The organism is Halorubrum rarum (assembly GCF_048380895.1).
GTDB lineage: Archaea > Halobacteriota > Halobacteria > Halobacteriales > Haloferacaceae > Halorubrum.
Map to the genome: position 1 here is coordinate 231,931 of NZ_JBLWMN010000001.1, position 17,829 is coordinate 249,759.

A 17,829-nucleotide genomic window follows, 5' to 3' on the forward strand; every position below is an offset into this window, starting at 1 on the left:
GTTGGGCGCTCGGAGGCGCGCGCCGCCGCATGCGTTCTTTATAGTATCCATCGACATCGCTCACGGTCGTTTAAATATCGCAGCACGACCGGCGGACTGCAACACCCACTCCCGTCATCGATCGAGAAGTGTCCGAATTACCTCTCGAGTGCCTCACAAAACCGATATATTTCGTACGGCCATCGGACCACTCCTTCGAGTTGGGGAGGACTCTCAATAGTCGGTATGTTCTTGTTGACGACAAGCTGCTTTGTGTGAGAGCAGGTCTGAAGCTGAGGACTCCGTCGGAGCCAACGAAGCTCAATGCTTATATTCGCCTCCTGTATTCTTTGAGTATGCCCCAGAGCATATCTCAAGAAGACCCTACAGTAGTAGATTTGGCTGAAGCAGGCCAACGAACGCTCCATGTCGGCGCTGACAACCCGATTCGGATCAGTTCGGGCCACCGAATCCTCCATCACGACGGGAAGTGTGCACGCCCGCATGGCCACAACTACGAGATCACCGTCGAAGTGACCGGCCGGCTCACTGATGAGGGATGGGTCGTCGACAAAGGGGACGTCACAGACGTCATCGACGCGTGGGATCATCGGTTCCTCGTCGAAGAGGGCGATCCGCTCGTGGAGGCGTTTGAGGCGTCCGGCGACCGTAACGCGCTCGTCGTGTTGGACCACCCACCGACGGCGGAGGTGATGGGCGTCCTCCTCGAACAACGAATGCGTGATGCGTTCCCGGACACCGTCTCGGAGGTGTCGGTGTCGGTGAGCGAAACCGGCGAGCTCTGTGCGACCTACTGATGCCGGTTGCGAGTGACGCAGAGAAGTCCGAAACGGACGCTGATACAACTGGTGAGGCCCTCCCGATCAACGAGGTGTTCTACTCGTTGCAGGGTGAGGGAACGCTCGCAGGCGTCCCCTCCGTCTTCGTACGAACCTCTGGGTGTAACCTGCGGTGTTGGTTCTGTGATTCGTACCACACCTCGTGGGAGCCGACTGGGGCGTGGCGCGACGTCGACTCGATCATCGAGGAAGTCCACTCCTACGAGCAGGCGACCCACGTCGTACTCACGGGCGGCGAGCCGCTCATCCACGAGGAGTCAGTCGAGCTCTTAGAGCGACTGGCCGCAGACGGGTATCACACGACGGTGGAGACGAACGGGACGATCTACCGGGATGCGCCCATCGATCTGGCAAGTATCAGCCCGAAACTGGCGAGCAGCACGCCGACGCCGGATCGTGACCCGAAAGCTGACGGCGAATTCGAAGAGCAACACGAAGAGAACCGGATCGATATGGACGCGCTCTCCCGGCTGGTCGACGAGTACGAGACGCAGCTCAAGTTCGTCGTGACGGATGAGACGGACTTGCCGGAGATCACGGACCTGGTTGATCGGGTGCGGACGGCGACGGCGGCGATCGTGGCGGACGATGACGTGTTGTTGATGCCGGAGGGCATGACGCGCGAGCAACTCGACGGGACGCGAAGCGAGGTGGCCGAACTCGCTCTGGAGTACGGGTACCGGTACACGCCACGGCTTCACGTCGACTTGTGGAACGACGCGCCGGGGACATGAGCATCGCACTAGAACACGCTCGTCGACGCAGTGCGACGCCCACACCGCGTTCGGGGCGTCGGACTTGGCGTGGTGAACGGAGTGACGATCGATTCGACGCAACTGAACACACATGAGCAACGAAAGCGCGGTGATTCTGGCGTCCGGAGGGATGGATAGCGCGACGGCTGTATACGAAGCGATGGAGCAGGGGTACGAGCCGTACTTCCTCCACACGTCGTACGGACAGCGCACCGAAGACAAGGAGTTCGAGTGTGCGAAATCGCTTGCTGAGGAGGTTGATGCGGCTGACTTCCTGCATATCGAAACTGGACATCTCTCGCAAATCGGCGCGTCGAGCCTGACGGACGAGGAGATGGACGTGGCTGACGCGGATCTCGAGAGTGATGAGATCCCGACGTCGTACGTCCCGTTCCGAAACGCGAATCTGTTGTCGATGGCGACGTCGTACGCGGAGGCGACGGAGTCGTCGGCCGTGTTCATTGGCGCGCACTCGGAGGATTTCTCCGGGTATCCTGACTGTCGCCCGGCGTTCTTCGACGCCTTTCAGAACGTGATCGACGTCGGGACGAAGCCCGAGACGGAGATCGAGTTGAAAGCGCCGTTCGTCGAGTGGTCGAAAACGGAGATCGCTGAGCGGGGGCTCGCGCTCGGTGTACCGTACGAGATCACGTGGTCGTGTTACCGGGATGACGCGCCGGCGTGTGGGACGTGTGATGCGTGTGCGTTCCGACTTGAGGCGTTCCGGAACGCCGGGTCACGCGATCCGATCGCGTACGTAGAACGACCGGAGTTCTCTTGACATCCTCCCCGCGCTGAAGGGCGGGGAGGATGTCAACCTCACGGGACCGTTCTCGTTTAATTCTCTCCGCACGTACGGTGCAGTATGAACGCGACCGAGCCGGTACGTGTAGCCGATGACCGTTCCCTCGTCGTTCGCGCGGTGTGGTTCGTTCTCATCGGCTGGTGGGCAACGGGGATCTGGCTGAGCGTGGCGTGGTTTCTCAACCTGTTGATCGTCACGATTCCGCTCGGGATCAAGATGATCAACATGGTTCCGATGGTTCTCTCGCTCAAGTCTCCGACCAGAGAGTTCGTGAGCGAAACGGGTACGGGAACCGTTCACTCGCGAGAGCAACGAACCGTTCTCGTTCGCGCGGTGTGGTTCGTTCTCATCGGCTGGTGGGCGAGTGCGGTGTGGATGGCCATCGCGTACGGACTGACCGTCTCGATCCTCGGCATCCCCATCGCGATCTGGATGTACGGGAAGCTGCCGCTCGTCGTTTCGCTGTACAGGTATTGAGACCCCTCCGTTCATTTTGACGGCGGATCGATGAGCCACCCGAATCGTCTCGTCGGCGATGCCGCGAATCGTCTCGTCGGCGATGCCGCGAATCGTCTCGTCGGCGATGCCGCGAACCGCCCCGGCGTCGACGCCTCGACTCGGATCTCAGTCCTCGGCCGCGACGGCCGTCGCCGCCGATGGTCTCTCCTCGTCCACGTCGGGCTCCGTGACCGCTTGATACACCGATCGTCGAGCGTCGGTCGGACAGAGCCCCTCATCGACGAGTTCCGCCTCGGACAGCTTCTCGATCGCGAACCGGACGGTCCGGGTCGAGAGGCGCGTCTCCTCGGCCACCCCCGTCTGGTCGAGCTGGTCGTGTTTCTCGAGGACGTAGTACACCAGTTTCGCGCTTGGCGGAAGCGAGGAGAGTCGATCGCGTATCACGTCGTTCATGTCCGTTCTGGGGGCGATCCGGAGTTAACCGTGACCCGCCCGTGCGTCTCTCGCGCACGTCCGTCAGTTACGACGTTCGGAACTCGAACCGCGCGCCGTCGTCGTCGTCGACGACCACGTCCCAACCGTGTGCGTCGGCGATCTCCCTGACGATCGCGAGCCCGAACCCGGTACCGTCCGACCGGTCCGAGACGCCGTACTCCAACGCCTGCTCAGGGTCGATATCGAACCCGGCTCCGTCGTCGGCGACGGAGAACCCGTCACCGGCACCGAGTTCGGAGACCGAAACCGTCACGCTCGGTCGGTCGTGTTCCACGCCGTCACCGGGGGCCGCCGGATCGCTCGTGGAACCGTGTTCCACGGAGTTCCGAAAGAGGTTCTCGAGGAGCGTTCGGAGTCGCTCCGGGTCCGCCTCGATCGTCGCGTCGTCGTCCGGCGGGTCGAGTTCGGCGGTTCCGGTCTCGACGGTTCGCCACGCCCGATCGGCGACGTTGGCCAGCACGACCGACTCCGGGTCGTCGACGGTCTTGCCCTGTCGTGCCAGCGCCAGCAGGTCGTCTATCAGTCGAGTCATCCGCTCGTGGGCGTCCTCGATCCGATCGAGTTCCTCGAGCGCCGCCTCGTCGTCGACGACGTCCCGCGCGAGTTCGAGGCGGCCGATCGCGACGTTGAGGGGGTTCCGGAGGTCGTGCGAGACGACGCCGGCGAACTTCTCTAACCGTTCGAGCTCTCGTTGGAGCGCGGCGTCGTGCTCGTGGAGCTGTTCCGTGCGTTCCGCACGGTCGAGCGCGACGGTCACGTTCGCGCCGAGCACGCGGGCGAGTTGGACGTCGGTGTCGTCGAACGCGTTCGGCTCCCGGGAGCCCAGCGGCATGACGCCGTGGTCGCCGAGCGGAACGACGAGCAGGCTGTCGAGCTCGCCGTAGCCGACGGCCGTGTCCGCGGCCGAGACGTCGGAGATGAGAACGATCTCGTCCGTCTCGTAGGCGTCCCATATCGCGCCGTCGCTCGGGTCGAACGCCGGGCGCTCGCCGATCGCGGCGGTCGCCTCCTCGCTGATCGCGGTCGGTTGCAACACCCCCTCTTCCGGGTCGTACAGCCGGACCCCGCTGCTCGGGAACCCGAGCGTGTCGATCGCGGCCCGAGTCGCGACTGACGCGACGGACTCTCGGTCCCCGCCGTGGAACATCTCACGGGTCGCCTCGTGGAGTTCGCGAAGGGTTCGCTCGATCCGCTTGTGTTCCTCGATATCGGCGTACACGCTGTACACGAGCTGGCCGCCGTCGTACTCGGTCGGGATGACGTTCATGACGAACTCGTGGACGCCGCCGATCGTCTCGCGTTCCACCTCCAGACGGACCGGTCCCGCGTCCGGATCGACCGCCTCGGACGGGACGGTTCGACCGTCCGGCGGGACCATCCCGTCGAGCGCCTGGCGGTAGTCGTGTTCGGTTGCCGAGTACCCGAACGTCTCCTCGAACGCCTCGTTGGTGGCGTCGAGCCGTGTCTCGTCGTCGTCGATCAGGACTCGCGCGACCGGAAGGGGAAGGCCATCGAACAGCGCGGCCAGTCGGTCTCGCTCGGATCGGAGGTCGCGTTCGGTTTCGATCCGTTCGATCGCATCGCTGGCGTGAGACACGAGCAGCTCGGCGAACTCGGTGTCCGTCCCGTCGAACGCGGCACGCTCGCCAGAGACGGCTTGGAACAGTCCGTGTTCGCCGATCGGAACGCTGATCGCGGAACGGATGTCGTCGCCGACCGGATCGGCCTCCGGCGATCGGTCGACCTCGTCGATGACGAAAGTCCGTCCGTCGGCGACCGTTCGCCCAGCGATTCCCTCACCGACCTCGAACCGTCTGACCTCCGCCATCGTCACGCTCCCGGAGAGCGCCTCGGGATACACGTAGTCCCCGTCCCGCCGTGCAGTGAGACAGCGATCGAACTCGAGGATATCCTCGGCGGCGGCGACGACCTCCTCGAACACCGCCGGTTTCGTTGACGCGGTTGACACCTCGGTCGCGAACTCGTGGATCGCGGTGACCTTTCGGTTGACGTCGGTGAGTTCCGCCTCGGCCAGCGCCCGTTCGCTGACGTCCCGGAGCACGCAGGCGGCCGCGTCGTCGGACCCCTCGACACGACCCACGCGGCTCTCACAGGTGACGGTATCCCCGTGTTCCGCACGGACGCGCACCTCGGCGTCCTGTGCATCCGCCAGCGACCGAACGTACGCCGAATCGTCGCCCGCTCCGGTGGCGAGCGGCTCCAATCCCGGCGGGATCGCACCGTCGAACAGGACGGACGGGTCGCGACCGTGTAGCGCAGACGCGGACATGCCGGTCAGCGTACACAACGCGTCGTTGACGTAGGCGATCCGCCCGTCGACGTCGACCGTGAACACCGGGTCACGAAGGGTCGAGAGGATCGCCTCGTAGCGGCCGATCGCCGCACTGCGGGCGCGAGAGCGTTCCTCGACACGGCGGCGACGCAAGGCGTTGTCGACGCGGTTCGCGAGTATCTCGTACTGGTCGCGTCCGGCCCCCTTCTGGAGGTAATCGGTGACGCCGGCGGAGATCGCCTCGCTGGCGATCTCCTCGCTCCCTTTTCCGGTGAACAGCACGAACGGGAGGTCACAGGCGACCGTCCGAACGTCGTCGAGCAGCTCCAGTCCGTTCCGGTCGGGCATGTCGTAGTCGCTGACGACGCAGTCGATCCGATCGTTTCGGATCCGATCGAGCGCCGTATCCGGTTCGGTCTCGATACACGTCTCGACCCCGTCGAGGAGTCGGTCGAGATACGTCGCCGCGAGCTCCGCCGCTGCGGGTTCGTCGTCGACGACCAACACGCACTGGGTGTCGGAGCCATCCGCCCGCAACTGCCGCTCACAGGGACCGGATCCGTCGATATCACCGTCACCGGGCTCGGCGTGTTCCGGGTCGGGATCGGGTGAGTTGGGATCCGATCGCATGCGGGAGACCACACATACCTCGGATTTGAACGTTCCGCATCGGAATCACTTCCGATACCGTCCGTGGACCGGACGAAAGGCGGCGGAGCGATCGGAACGAAGCGAGAAAACGACCGCCGATCGAGCCGACGGGATCCGTGAGCGTGGTCTACAGGAACTCCTCGACGTGGTCGGCGACCTCCTCGGGAGTGTCACCGACCGGAACGCCCGCGTCGTTCAGCGCGTCGATCTTCGATTGGGCGGTGCCGGTTCCGGAGCCGGAGACGATCGCACCGGCGTGACCCATCCGCTTGCCCGGCGGGGCCGTGCGGCCGGCGATGAAGCCGGCGACCGGCGTGTCCATGTGCTCGCCGATGTAGCGGGCGGCCTGTTCCTCGTCCTCGCCGCCGATCTCGCCGCACATCACGACGGCGTCGGTCTCGTCGTCCGCCTCGAACGCCTCGAGGGCGTCGATGAAGGATGTCCCGATGATCGGGTCGCCGCCGATACCGATGGCGGTCGTCTGGCCGATACCTCGCTCGGTCAGGTTGTCGACGACCTGGTAGGTCAGCGTGCCGGAGCGCGAGACGAGCCCGACGTTGCCGTCCGCGAAGATGTTCCCGGGCAGGATCCCGAGCTTCGCCTCGCCGGGGGTGATGATGCCGGGACAGTTCGGGCCGAGCAGTCGTGTGTCGACCTCGCTCAGTCGCTTGTTCACCTTCGCCATGTCCTGGGTCGGGATCCCCTCGGTGATCGCGACCGCCAGATCGAGGTCGGTGTCGAGCGCCTCGAAAACCGCGTCGCCGGCGAACGCCGGCGGCACGAAGATCACGGAGGCGTTCGCGTCCTCCGCCTCGACGGCCTCGTCGACCGTGTCGTAGACGGGGACGCCGGCGGCTTCCTGACCGCCCTTGCCGGGCACCGCGCCGGCGACGACGTTCGTTCCGTACTCGATCATCTGTTCGGCGTGGAACTTCCCTTCCCCGCCGGTGATCCCCTGGACCACCACTCTGGTGTCGTCGTCGACGAATACACTCATTGTTCCACCTCCGCCGCGTCAGCCACCGCGTGCTGGACGGCGGCCTCCAGCGTCTTCTCGACCGACAGCAGGTCCGTGTTCAGGATCTCCATTCCCTCCTCGGCGTTCGTGCCGGCGAGCCGCACGACGACCGGCTTGGGGAGCTCGTCGTAACCGTCGAGCGCCTCGTTGATCCCCTTGGCGACCTCGTCGCCGCGAGTGATCCCGCCGAAGATGTTGAACACGACGCTGTCGACGTTGGGGTCCGAGAAGACCATGTCGAGGGCGTTCGTAACGCGTTCGGCCTTCGCCCCGCCCCCGATGTCGAGGAAGTTGGCGGGCGAGCCGCCGTAGTGGTCGACCAGATCGAGCGTCGTCATCACGAGTCCGGCACCGTTGCCGATGATGCCGACGTTACCCGACAGCCGGACGTAGTCGAAGCCGTACTCGCCGGCCTTGCGTTCGAGGTCGTCCTCGTACGTCTCCTCTTCGAGCTCCGCGAGCTCGGGCTGGCGGAACAGCGCGTCCTCGTCGATGTTCATCACGGCGTCCGCGGCGACGACGTCGCGGTCGCCCGTGATCATCACGGGGTTGACCTCGATCTCGGAGGCGTCGTTCGACTCGTACAGATCGTACAGCGTGGAGACGATCCCGGCGACGTCGAGGGCGACGTCGGCGTCGACGCCCGCGTCGTACACGACCTTCCGGGCCTGATACGGGTGCAGTCCGAACGAGGGGTCGACGTGTTCACGCGCGATCGCGTCCGGGTTCTCCGCGGCGACCTCCTCGATGTCGACGCCTCCCTCCGTCGACACCATCAGCACGGGCTGCCCCTCGCTCCGATCCATCGTCACGCCCACGTACAGTTCGTCGACGAAGTCGACGCCCGACTCGACGAGCACCGTCTCGACGGTGTACCCTTTCAGGTCCATCCCGAGGATCGCCTCGGCGTACTGTTCGGCCTCGTCGCGGTCGGTCGCGATCTTGATCCCGCCGGCCTTGCCTCGGCCGCCGACGTGGACCTGCGCTTTGATCGCTGCCGGGAAACCGATCTCGTCGACCGCGGCGAGCACGTCGTCGACGCTCGTCGCGAGTCGGGAGTCCGGTACCGGGATCCCCGCATCGGCGAATATCCCTTTCGCCTGATGTTCGTGTAGTTTCATCCACGTTGAACGGGGACCGTCGACGGCTTAAATCCTGAACATTCGAGCCGGAGACGTGTTCACATGCCAACACACGACAGTATGAGGGCGGCGCTACTCGCCCGGTTCCCACTCGCCGCCGACACGGTCCATCCCCATCATCGCCTCGCCGGCGTGTTCGGTGAACACGACTTTCAGGTTCGGCTCCGGGACGCCGTACTCGTCGGCGGCGTGTTCCATGACGCCGAGCGCGAACGCGCGGGTGCGCTCGAACGAGCGGCCGCGACGGATCTCCGCGTCGAGAAACAGGAGCGGGCCGTCAACCATTCGGCCGAGGTGGAGATCGCCCGCGTCGCGCTCTCGGACCGTGACCGCGACGTGGCCGCGGGTCGTCGCCATCTCCTCGGTGTACAGGTCGGTGACTCGCTCCGCGAACGCCGTCTTCTCCGCGGCCGACAGCGACAGCGTCGTGTCGAACTGTAACAGGGGCATACCTCGTAGGCGTCCGGATCGGGCTTGTAGCTGTCGACGCCTCTCCGTAGAAACCTTTAGCATGCGATCCGACGACGTACCGATCGATGAGCAACGAAACCCCCGAACCGAATCCGGAGGACCGGCGACTCGTGTCCGGCTGGCAGGGCCGCTACTACGAGGATTTCGAGGTGGGAGACGTGTACAAACACCCGTACGGCCGCACCGTGACGGAGACGGACAACGTGTGGTTCACGAACCTCTCGATGAACCTCAACCCGATGCACTTCAACGAGGCGTACGCCGCCGAGACGGAGTTCGGCGAGCGGCTCGTCGACGGCACGTTCATCATCGCGCTCGCGGTGGGGATGAGCGTCATCGACGTCAGCGCGAACGCCACGGCGAACCTCGGGTACGACGCGATCCGACACCACGCCCCCGTCTTCCACGGCGACACGCTGTTCGCGGAGTCCGAAGTGCTCGATAAACGCGAGTCGTCCTCGCGTGAGCACGTCGGCATCGTCACCACGGAGCTCCGAGCGTACAATCAGGACGACGAGCTGGTGCTCTCCCTGGAGCGCACGCCGATGGTGTTGAAACGCGAACACGCACAGCCGAGCGCCGCCCAGCCGACCGGGTGGCCGGCGGGGATCGGCACCCAGCCGGAGGATCTGGAGTGACGCGCTCGTCGTCCGAGGCGGCCGCGCCGACGGTCGACGATCCGGTTCCCGACGCTCGGATCGCCGGCGACGTTCCGATGGCGACGCCGGCGGACGCGGCGGAACTCGTCCCCGAAACGGCGACGCTGCTCGTGTCGGGCTTCGGCGGCGTCGGCTACCCGAAGCTCGTCCCGGAGGCGATCGCCGACGGAGCCCCCCGCGAGCTCACCGTCGTCTCGGGCGGGGGCGTCGGCGACGAGATCGATCGCGACCTCGTGGAGTCGGGGGACATGGCGCGTCGGTACCCGTTCGTGCCGAACGAGACCGCGCGCGAGGCGGTGAACGACGGGCGCGTGAGCTTCCACGATCGACACATCTCGCGGCTCGCCGACGAGGTCCGCTTCGGGGGGATCCGTGCCGGGATGCGCGGCGAGACGATCGCGGTCGTCGAGGCCGTCGCGGTCGGCCCGGACTGGCTGATCCCGTCGACGTCGATCGGGCACACGCCCGCGTACGTCGGCGCGGCCGACACGGTGATAGTCGAGGTGAATCGCACGCAGCCGGTCGAACTGGCCCGGGTTCACGACGTCCACGTACGAAACGATCCACCGAACCGCGACCCGATCCCGCTCGACGATCCGCTCGGCGAGACGGGCGGTCCAGCGGTCCCGTTCGCCCCCGAGAAACTCGCTGCAGTCGTCGAAACCGATCGCGAGGATGACCCGTACGAGTTCCGGGAAGCGTCCGCGACCGACGAGGCGATCGCCGCGAACCTCGCGTCGTTCCTCGAAGCGGAGCTCGTCCGCAACCCGCTGTTGAGCGACGTCGTGAACCTGCAGTTCGGCGTCGGCAGCCTCGGAAACGCGCTGATGGGTGCGCTCACCGACGTCGAGTTCGGCGAGCGCGAGGTCGCGTACGTCGGCGAGGTCGTGCAGGACGGGCTCTTGGACATGCTCGACGCCGGCCACTTGCGCGGTGCGAGCGCGACGTCGCTGGCGCTGTCGACGGCGGGACAGAAGCGACTGTTCGCGGACGTCGAACGGTACGCCGAGGACGTGGTGTTGCGGCCGGCGGACGTCTCGAACGCCCCCGAACTGATCGATCGGTTCGGCGTCGTCGGGATCAACAGCGCCGTCGAGGTCGATCTGTACGGCAACGTCAACGCGACCCACATCGGGGGGACCCACGTCGTCAACGGGATCGGCGGCGGCGGCGACTTCTCACGGAACTGTCGGCTCGGCGTGATCGCGCTCCCGTCGACGGCGGTCGACGGCGACGTCTCGCGGATCGTCCCGTTGACGCCCCACGTCGATCACACGGAACACGACGCGAGCGTCGTCATCACCGAACACGGCGTCGCCGACCTGCGCGGTCGCTCACCGCGGGAGCGCGCCGCCGAACTCGTGGCGATCGCTGACCCGGCGTTCCGTGAGGAACTCGATCGATATCGTGACCGCGCGGGCGAGAACGGTAACACGCCACTGGATCTCGACACCGCGTTTTCGTGGCACTGAGTTTGGTATAGTTATCGAGGGAGGGGGCTCGGCATCGAATCGTGTGTTTTCACACCGATTTACGCTACTATATTGTGTATGATGCGGGGTAACCCGACTGATGCTATTGACTGACGCGTCCTACGATATCTTTTTACAAATAGACGTATTTGGCAGATACGCATGATCGATAATGATCGGCTAACACGGCGCGACGTAGCGAAAGGGGCGGCAACCCTCGGGGTGGTCGGACTCGCCGGCTGTTCGGACGATGATGGCGACGACGGCGGTAACGGTGGTAACGGCGGCGACGACGGCGGTGACGGCGGAAACGGCGACGACGGAAACGGCGACGTGACGATCACGATCGGCGGCACGTCGACCGGGAGTTCGACGCAGGCGGCCGGACAGGCGCTGGCACGCGCGGCGAGCAACCACAGCGACTTCCTCAACATCTCCGTGCAGGAGACTGCGGGGTGGACGGCGAACCTCTACGAGTACGACAGCGGTCAGATTCCCGCGATGGGGGTCGACAACAACTCGCTCGCGAAGGCGCTCAACGACGAGGGCCCGTTCGCGGACGACCCCGTCGACTCGCTTCCCCATCAGGGATTCCTCTTTACGTCGCTCCAGATCCACTGGGTGGGTCTGGACGGGAGCGGCGTCGAGTCGACGGAGGATCTCCGCGAGGGCGGCTACACGATCTACCCGATCCAGCCCGGATTCGGGACTCGCCTCCTCACCGAAGAGATCATTCGAGCGGCCGACATGTGGGACCAGAACGACATCCTCAACGTCGACACCGGCGACATTCCGGGTGCAGTCGAGGAGGACCGCGTCGACGCGCTGTGTCTGTACGGCGCGAACGGCGTCGACCTCTCCGGTTGGTGTCAGGAGGTCGACGTCCGAAGCGGCGGCCGCCTGAACCTGTTGGAGGTCGACGACGAGTTCAAGCAGACGATCGAGGACCATCCCGGAGCGATCCTCGAGGAGCTCGAGCCGTACGGCTACGAACAGGAAGTCACCGAGTTCACCGACGAGATGATCACGTGGTCGCTCGCCGGCCAGTGGGCGTTCAGCCCCGAGATCCCCGCTCGTGCGACCAGCGAGGTGTGCCGACTCGCCATGGAACACGAGGACACGCTCCGCGAATCCGACCCGACGACGCTCGAGTACTCGCCGGAGGCGATGACCGCGACGGTCATCCCCGAACTGGAGGTCCACGAGGGCGTCGCCGACTTCTTCGACGACAACGGCGTCTGGGAGGACGACTGGATCCGCGGCGAAGCCGAATAACGGTCGCATAACCCCGACCACACCTATCTTTCACGACGGATGGCCAATCACTCCGATACCCCGACAGATCCGACAGATCCGCCCGGTCCAGCCGACGCGACCGACACGACGGACCCGCCACCGGGCGAGGAAGAGAGCCTGCTCGACGACGCGGACCCGCTCGAACTTGCCGACGGTGAGCGAGGCGGCCGACAGCTGTGGCTGTACCTCGGTTCGCTTCCGTTCTGGTTCATCGTCATCTTCGTTCCGACGCTGTTCCTTCCGAACTTCCTCGCCGGTGCCTACGGGGAGTTCCTTCCGCACCTCCTGTTCGACGATCCGGTCGCGCTCTCGGACACCGTCGACGAGTACGCGACGACGCTGGTCGGCGTTATCGGTGCGATAGGGGTCGCCGGCGTAACCGCCGCGATCGCCTGGCTCGGCGTCGGCGTCAAAGAGCGACTGCGGATGGCGCTGATCTCCTTTTCGGTGCCGTACTGGATGATCGTGATGTGGTACTCGTACACCCAGCTGATGCCTCGAGGCCAGTACGCCGTCGCGTTCCTCGGTGGCATCCTGGTGTTGTACGTGATCATGGAGCTCGAGGAGCCGCTCGTCAACGGCAACTGGATCGAGACCGGTCTCCTCGTCGTGTCCGCCGTCATATCGGCGGGGACGAGCGGCTACCTCTTCTTGAACTACCAGAGCGTCGCGGTCGACACGCTCGGTCGGGCGACCCAACCGGAGCTCGTCATGGGCTTCGCGTTCACGCTCGTGATGATCTACCTGACGTGGCGGTCGTTCGGGATGACGTTCCTGATCGTCGTCCTCGCGGGTATCGGCTACGGACTCGCGGGCCCGTGGATGCCCGGCGCGTTGAGTCACGGTGGGCTGTCGGCGACGCGGATCATCCGGATCCTCGTCGTGAGCGTCGACGGGTTCTACGGGTTCCTGACCCGGCTCGTGGCCGCGTGGATCGCGCTGTTCCTGCTGTACGCCGGCCTGTTGAAGGCGTACGGCGCGTTCGATCTTATCCTCAGACTGGCGGTCCGGTCGGCGAAGTACGTCGACTCGGGCATCGCTCAGACCGCGGTGATCGCGAGCGCGGTCATCGGTTCCGTCAACGGGAGCCAGACCGCCAACGCCGGCATGACCGGGTCGTTCACCATTCCGCTGATGAAGGAGAACGGGGTCAAACCGGAGACTGCGGGCGGGATCGAGGCGGTCGCATCGACCGCCGGGCAGGTGCTTCCGCCGGTGATGGGCGCGGGTGCGTTCATCATGGCGTCGCTCATCACCGGGATCACGTACGTCGACGTCATCATCGCCGGGCTGATCCCGGCGGTGATCCTCGTCGTCTCGATCGCCGTCGCCGTCCACTACGTCGCGGCACCGCAGATCGACGACCCCGAGATGACCGGCATCATCGGCGAACCGATGAGCGACCGCGAGATCGCCTTGGAAACCGTGAAGTACGGGATCCCGCTGGTCATCCTGATCTACATCCTCGGCGTGTTACAGTGGACCGTGATGACCGCGGCGCTGTACACCGCGGCGTCGATGGTCTTTTTCGGGATCTCGATCCCGCTCCTACAGGCGGCGCTCGATGGCGAAAGTGTCCCGCAGGCGGGCGTGGAAACGCTCAAACAGACCGTCGACGGGTTCCGTCAGGGGACGCTCGTCGTCGCGCCCGTGACCATCATCCTCGCGGCGATCAACGGCGTCGTCGACATTCTGATGGCGACCGGGGTACCGACGGCCATCTCGCTGACCCTGATGGACCTCTCGGGCGGAGTCATGATCATCGCCGTGGTGCTCGCGATGATCATCTGTATCCTGCTCGGACTGGGAATGCCAACGACCGCGGCGTACACCGTCGTCGCGCTGCTCGTCGCGCCGACGCTCATCAACCAGTTCCTCATTCCCGACCTGGCGTCGCACTTCTTCGTGTTCTACGCGGCGATCCTCGCGGGTCTCACGCCACCGATCGCGACGTGCGTGGCAGTCACCTGCGGGATCTCCGGAGGCGGGTTCTGGGGGAGCTGTAAGGAGGCGCTACGCATCTCCGCGCCGCTGTTCGTGCTTCCGTTCGCGTTCGTCTACCACCCGGAACTCGTCTCCGGCGTGTTCGACTACGCGTCGCTGTCCGCAGGTGTCATCGCGCTGTTGGGGTCCCTCGCGATCATCCACGGGATCAACTACCAGTTCGTCTTCAACCGCGCGGGGACGTACGGGCTCCGCGTCGCGTTCTTCGTCGCGGGCGTCGTGGCGATGGTCCACCCGGACCAGATGGTCCAGGCGGGCGCGCTGCTCGCAGTCGCCGCGATGTACGTCCTCCAGGTCGCGGTCGGCCGCCCGAACCCGCTGCTGGCGATTCGTGGCGCGTTCGGGACGCTGACGGGTCGGAAGCGTCCCTGAGGCCGGTTCAGCACCGATTTTTCGGTTCCGTTCAGTACGAGCGGGGCAGATCGAGCACGCGCTCTCCCAGGTAGTTCAACGCGAGCTGTTGGGTGATCGGAACGAGGCGGGTCAATCGGGCTTCCCGGAGATAGCGTTCGACGTCGTACTCGCGGGCGACTCCGAACCCGCCGTGAGTCTGGACCGCGGCGTCGGCCGCTCCGAACGCGGCGTCGGCCGCGAGGTACTTCGCGACGTTCGCCTCCGCCCCCGCACGCTCCCGCTCCAGGTCGTCGAGCCGGTCGGCGGCGTCGTAGATCACTTTCTTCGCGGCGAGTAGGTCCGCGTACGACTCCGCGAGAGGGTGTTGGATCGCTTGGTTCGCTCCGATCGGGCCACCGAACACCTCCCGTTCGTTGGCGTACTCGATCCCGCGTTCCAGTGCGACCTCGCCGAGACCCAGACACTCCGCGGCGATCACCAGTCGCTCCTCGTTGAGCCCGTCGAGGACCTGATAGAACCCTTCGCCTTCCTCGCCGATCAGGCGGTCCGCGGGGACTCGAACGCCGTCGAAGTAGAGCTGATAGGAGTGGACCGCGGGAGCCGCGGTCTTCGGGATCCGTTCGATGTCCAGGCCGTCGTCGTAGGCGTCCGCGAGGTCGACGAGGAACATCGAGATCCCCCTCGTTCGTTTGTCGACCTCCTCACGTGGGGTCGTCCGTGCCATGAGCACGAGGTAGTCGCTGGCCTCGACGCGGGAGATCCACACCTTCTCGCCGTCGATGACGTACTCGTCGCCGTCGCGTCGCGCCCGCGTCGTCATCGCCGTCGAGTCGGAGCCGGCGTTCGGCTCCGTCAGTCCGAACGCCTGGATCGCTTTCTCGCCAGCGGCGACTTTCGGGAGCAGGTTCCGTTTGATCTCCTCGTCGGCGTAGTTCACGATCGGCACGGAGTTGTAGATCCCCCCGTGGATCGACTGGGCGGCGGCGAACCCGCCACCGCTGCCCGCGATCTCCTCCATCATCACCACGGCCTCGCTCGTCGACATCCCGACGCCGCCGTACTCCTCGGGGATCAACATCCCGAGCCACCCGTCCGCCGCGAGCCGGTCGACGAACGCCTGCGGGTACGTCTCCTCGCGGTCCCGCGTCCGCCAGTACTCGTCGTCGAACTCCGCACACAGCTCCCGGATGCTCCGTCGAACGAGCGACTGCCGTTCCGTGAGCGCGACCGAATCGCGCCAATCGTGTGGCATACGCCACCGTCCTGCCGCTCACCGCATAAGCGTTCGTGCGGCGGCAGTCGCGTTCGAGCGGGGCGGATTGCCGAGAGCGGTCGTCTTATCAGCCGGGGGCGGAACCGAAACGATGGATGGATCTGTCGTACTGGCGGACGGTGTCGCTGGTGACGCTGTGGCAGGTATCGGCGAGCATCTGCTATTACACCGTGTTCGCCGCGACGCCGTTTTTCAGGGACGAGTTCGGGCTCTCGGGGTTCGAGGTGGGACTGATCGTGACGACGCTGACGCTCGGGTACGCGGTGTTTCTCCTCCCGCTCGGCGCGATCACCGACCGGTTCGGCGAGCGTCGAACCCTCTCGCTCGGGCTCGTCGGACTCGCCGCAGGAACGTTCCTCGTCGCCGGCGCACCCACGTACGCGCTGTTGTTGGCGGCCGTGTTCCTGCTTGGATCCGTGTACAGCACCGCGATGCCGGGGACGAACAAGGCGGTGTACGACAGCGTCTCCCCCGGCCGACAGAACATGGCGATGGGGATCAAACAGGTCGGCGTGACCGGCGGGAGCGGGATCAGCGCCCTGCTCGTTACCGGACTCGCCGGCGTGTTCTTCTGGCAGATCGGCTTCCTGATCGCCTCCGGCGTGGCGCTCGTCGTCGCCGTCGGGTTCTACCTGTTGTACTCCGGCGAGGGGGGCGGAACGACGACGTATCCGGATCTACGGGGGCTCGCGAACAACCGGCCGTACGTCCTGCTTGCGGCCTCCGGCCTGTTCCTCGGGGCCGCGCTGTTCACCACGACCGGATACACCGTGCTCTACGTCGAGGAGTCGATCGGGGCGTCGGTCGCGTTCGGCGGCGTCGTGCTCGCGTCGGTCCAACTGTTCGGGAGCGGGGGACGGCTCCTCGGCGGCTGGCTCTCCGATCGACTCCCCGGCGACCCGCGGACGCGGATCGGCGGGATCCTCCTCGTGCAGACGCTCGCCAGCGCCGTGTTGTTCATCGTCGTTGCCGCGACGTCGACGCCGGCCGGAGCCGGCATCGCGTTCGCCGCGCTCGGCTTCTTCGTGCTCGGATTCACCGGCGTCTACTACTCCTGTATGGCGACGGTCGTCGCTCCCGACGAGATGGGAAGCGCGACCGCCGGCTGTCAGCTCGCGCTCACCTCCGGCGCGCTCGTCGCGCCGCCCGCGTTCGGCTACCTCGCCGACGTCGCCACCTACCGGGCGAGCTGGTCGCTGCTCGCCGGCGGCTGTGTCGTCGCCGCCGTACTGGTCGTCGCAGTCATCCGATCCGACCCACCGGTCGGGGAAACCGCGATGGCCGAGTGAACGGAGGAGTGACGGCTCTCGGCGCGTCCGTCGAGTCAGTCGATACGCTCGACGAGCTCGACGACGTAGCCGTCCGGGTCCTCGACGAACGCGACCCGGCGATCGATGTTCGACATGGTCGTCGGCGGCTCGTGGACGGGCGGATCCGCGCGCTCGACCAGCCGCTCGAAGACGGCGTCCACGTCGTCGACGCCGACGGCGACGTGCGCCATCGTCCCCGGATCGATCGCCGGCCCGCCGCTCGGGTCGTACTTGAACTGGAACTCGGCGGCGTCGCCGCCGATGTACACGTTCTCGACGCCGTCGTCCGCGGTGAACGACCAGTTCTCCGCGAGCCCGAGCGCGTCGACGTAGAACTCACGCGTCCGATCGATGTCCGAGACCCACAGCGCGGTATGGATGACGTCCATGGCCGGATCTCTTCGCCGTCCGTGTTAGCGGTTACGGCACGGGGCGAGTCGGGTCACCCGCCGGATCCGCCCCGTCCGCTCCGTTCGCCGTCTCCCGGCAACTGCGGCATCTATCCCGGACGTTATGACGTGGCGGCGTAAACC

General features: G+C 65.8%; 16 protein-coding genes. 9 read left to right on the top strand and 7 right to left on the bottom strand.

Annotated features, from left to right (window positions below; translation table 11 throughout):
- Positions 1 to 335 precede the first annotated feature (335 nt).
- From ACNSN7_RS01135 to ACNSN7_RS01150, 4 genes are all read left to right on the top strand, one after another.
- Positions 336 to 797, top strand: coding sequence for a 6-pyruvoyl trahydropterin synthase family protein (locus ACNSN7_RS01135; RefSeq protein WP_418280021.1), 462 nt, complete (start codon positions 336 to 338; stop codon positions 795 to 797).
- Complete coding sequence (locus ACNSN7_RS01140; RefSeq protein WP_418280023.1) at positions 797 to 1,573, top strand: 7-carboxy-7-deazaguanine synthase QueE; 777 nt, start codon at positions 797 to 799, stop codon at positions 1,571 to 1,573. The genes ACNSN7_RS01135 and ACNSN7_RS01140 overlap by 1 nt, the downstream gene beginning before the upstream one ends.
- A gap of 112 nt (positions 1,574 to 1,685) precedes the next feature.
- On the top strand, positions 1,686 to 2,375 hold the full coding sequence (gene queC, locus ACNSN7_RS01145; protein ID WP_418280024.1) for a 7-cyano-7-deazaguanine synthase QueC: 690 nt from the start codon (positions 1,686 to 1,688) through the stop codon (positions 2,373 to 2,375).
- A gap of 84 nt (positions 2,376 to 2,459) precedes the next feature.
- Positions 2,460 to 2,876 (top strand): YccF domain-containing protein, encoded by a 417-nt coding sequence (locus ACNSN7_RS01150; protein ID WP_418280025.1) that lies wholly within the window; start codon positions 2,460 to 2,462, stop codon positions 2,874 to 2,876.
- A gap of 147 nt (positions 2,877 to 3,023) precedes the next feature.
- Here ACNSN7_RS01150 and ACNSN7_RS01155 read toward each other — a convergent pair whose 3' ends face one another.
- The 5 genes from ACNSN7_RS01155 to ACNSN7_RS01175 form a co-directional block, all read right to left on the bottom strand.
- The gene (locus tag ACNSN7_RS01155) at positions 3,024 to 3,311 is read right to left on the bottom strand and encodes a MarR family transcriptional regulator (protein ID WP_418280027.1); all 288 of its coding nucleotides are present in this window, start codon (positions 3,309 to 3,311) and stop codon (positions 3,024 to 3,026) included.
- 67 nt (positions 3,312 to 3,378) lie between these two features.
- Positions 3,379 to 6,276 (bottom strand): GAF domain-containing protein, encoded by a 2,898-nt coding sequence (locus tag ACNSN7_RS01160; RefSeq protein ID WP_418280029.1) that lies wholly within the window; start codon positions 6,274 to 6,276, stop codon positions 3,379 to 3,381.
- Positions 6,277 to 6,424: 148 nt separating this feature from the next.
- Positions 6,425 to 7,294 carry a succinate--CoA ligase subunit alpha gene (sucD, locus tag ACNSN7_RS01165; protein ID WP_418280030.1) on the bottom strand — a complete coding sequence of 290 codons (870 nt, stop codon included), beginning with the start codon at positions 7,292 to 7,294 and terminating at the stop codon, positions 6,425 to 6,427.
- Positions 7,291 to 8,436, bottom strand: a complete 1,146-nt coding sequence (gene sucC / locus ACNSN7_RS01170) for an ADP-forming succinate--CoA ligase subunit beta (RefSeq protein WP_418280032.1) — start codon at positions 8,434 to 8,436, stop codon at positions 7,291 to 7,293. The genes sucD and sucC overlap by 4 nt, the downstream gene beginning before the upstream one ends.
- Positions 8,437 to 8,529: 93 nt before the next feature.
- Complete coding sequence (locus tag ACNSN7_RS01175) at positions 8,530 to 8,907, bottom strand: tautomerase (RefSeq protein WP_418280033.1); 378 nt, start codon at positions 8,905 to 8,907, stop codon at positions 8,530 to 8,532.
- 86 nt (positions 8,908 to 8,993) lie between these two features.
- Here ACNSN7_RS01175 and ACNSN7_RS01180 point away from each other — a divergent pair, with 86 nt between their 5' ends.
- From ACNSN7_RS01180 to ACNSN7_RS01195, 4 genes are all read left to right on the top strand, one after another.
- Complete coding sequence (locus ACNSN7_RS01180; protein WP_418280034.1) at positions 8,994 to 9,566, top strand: MaoC family dehydratase; 573 nt, start codon at positions 8,994 to 8,996, stop codon at positions 9,564 to 9,566.
- A 77-nt stretch (positions 9,567 to 9,643) separates the two neighbouring features.
- Positions 9,644 to 11,059, top strand: coding sequence for an acetyl-CoA hydrolase/transferase C-terminal domain-containing protein (locus ACNSN7_RS01185; RefSeq protein ID WP_418280208.1), 1,416 nt, complete (start codon positions 9,644 to 9,646; stop codon positions 11,057 to 11,059).
- 162 nt (positions 11,060 to 11,221) lie between these two features.
- Entirely contained in the window at positions 11,222 to 12,334 is a 1,113-nt protein-coding gene (locus ACNSN7_RS01190; RefSeq protein ID WP_418280036.1) for a TAXI family TRAP transporter solute-binding subunit, read from the top strand.
- A gap of 39 nt (positions 12,335 to 12,373) precedes the next feature.
- Positions 12,374 to 14,731, top strand: coding sequence for a TRAP transporter permease (locus tag ACNSN7_RS01195; RefSeq protein WP_418280037.1), 2,358 nt, complete (start codon positions 12,374 to 12,376; stop codon positions 14,729 to 14,731).
- Positions 14,732 to 14,762: 31 nt separating this feature from the next.
- Here ACNSN7_RS01195 and ACNSN7_RS01200 read toward each other — a convergent pair whose 3' ends face one another.
- Entirely contained in the window at positions 14,763 to 15,965 is a 1,203-nt protein-coding gene (locus tag ACNSN7_RS01200; RefSeq protein ID WP_418280039.1) for an acyl-CoA dehydrogenase family protein, read from the bottom strand.
- 116 nt (positions 15,966 to 16,081) lie between these two features.
- On the opposite strand from ACNSN7_RS01200, the gene ACNSN7_RS01205 reads away from it, so the two are divergent.
- On the top strand, positions 16,082 to 17,275 hold the full coding sequence (locus ACNSN7_RS01205; RefSeq protein WP_418280040.1) for an MFS transporter: 1,194 nt from the start codon (positions 16,082 to 16,084) through the stop codon (positions 17,273 to 17,275).
- Positions 17,276 to 17,310: 35 nt separating this feature from the next.
- Here the strand turns inward: ACNSN7_RS01205 and ACNSN7_RS01210 are convergent, their stop codons facing one another.
- Positions 17,311 to 17,685 carry a VOC family protein gene (locus tag ACNSN7_RS01210; protein WP_418280041.1) on the bottom strand — a complete coding sequence of 125 codons (375 nt, stop codon included), beginning with the start codon at positions 17,683 to 17,685 and terminating at the stop codon, positions 17,311 to 17,313.
- Positions 17,686 to 17,829 lie beyond the last annotated feature (144 nt).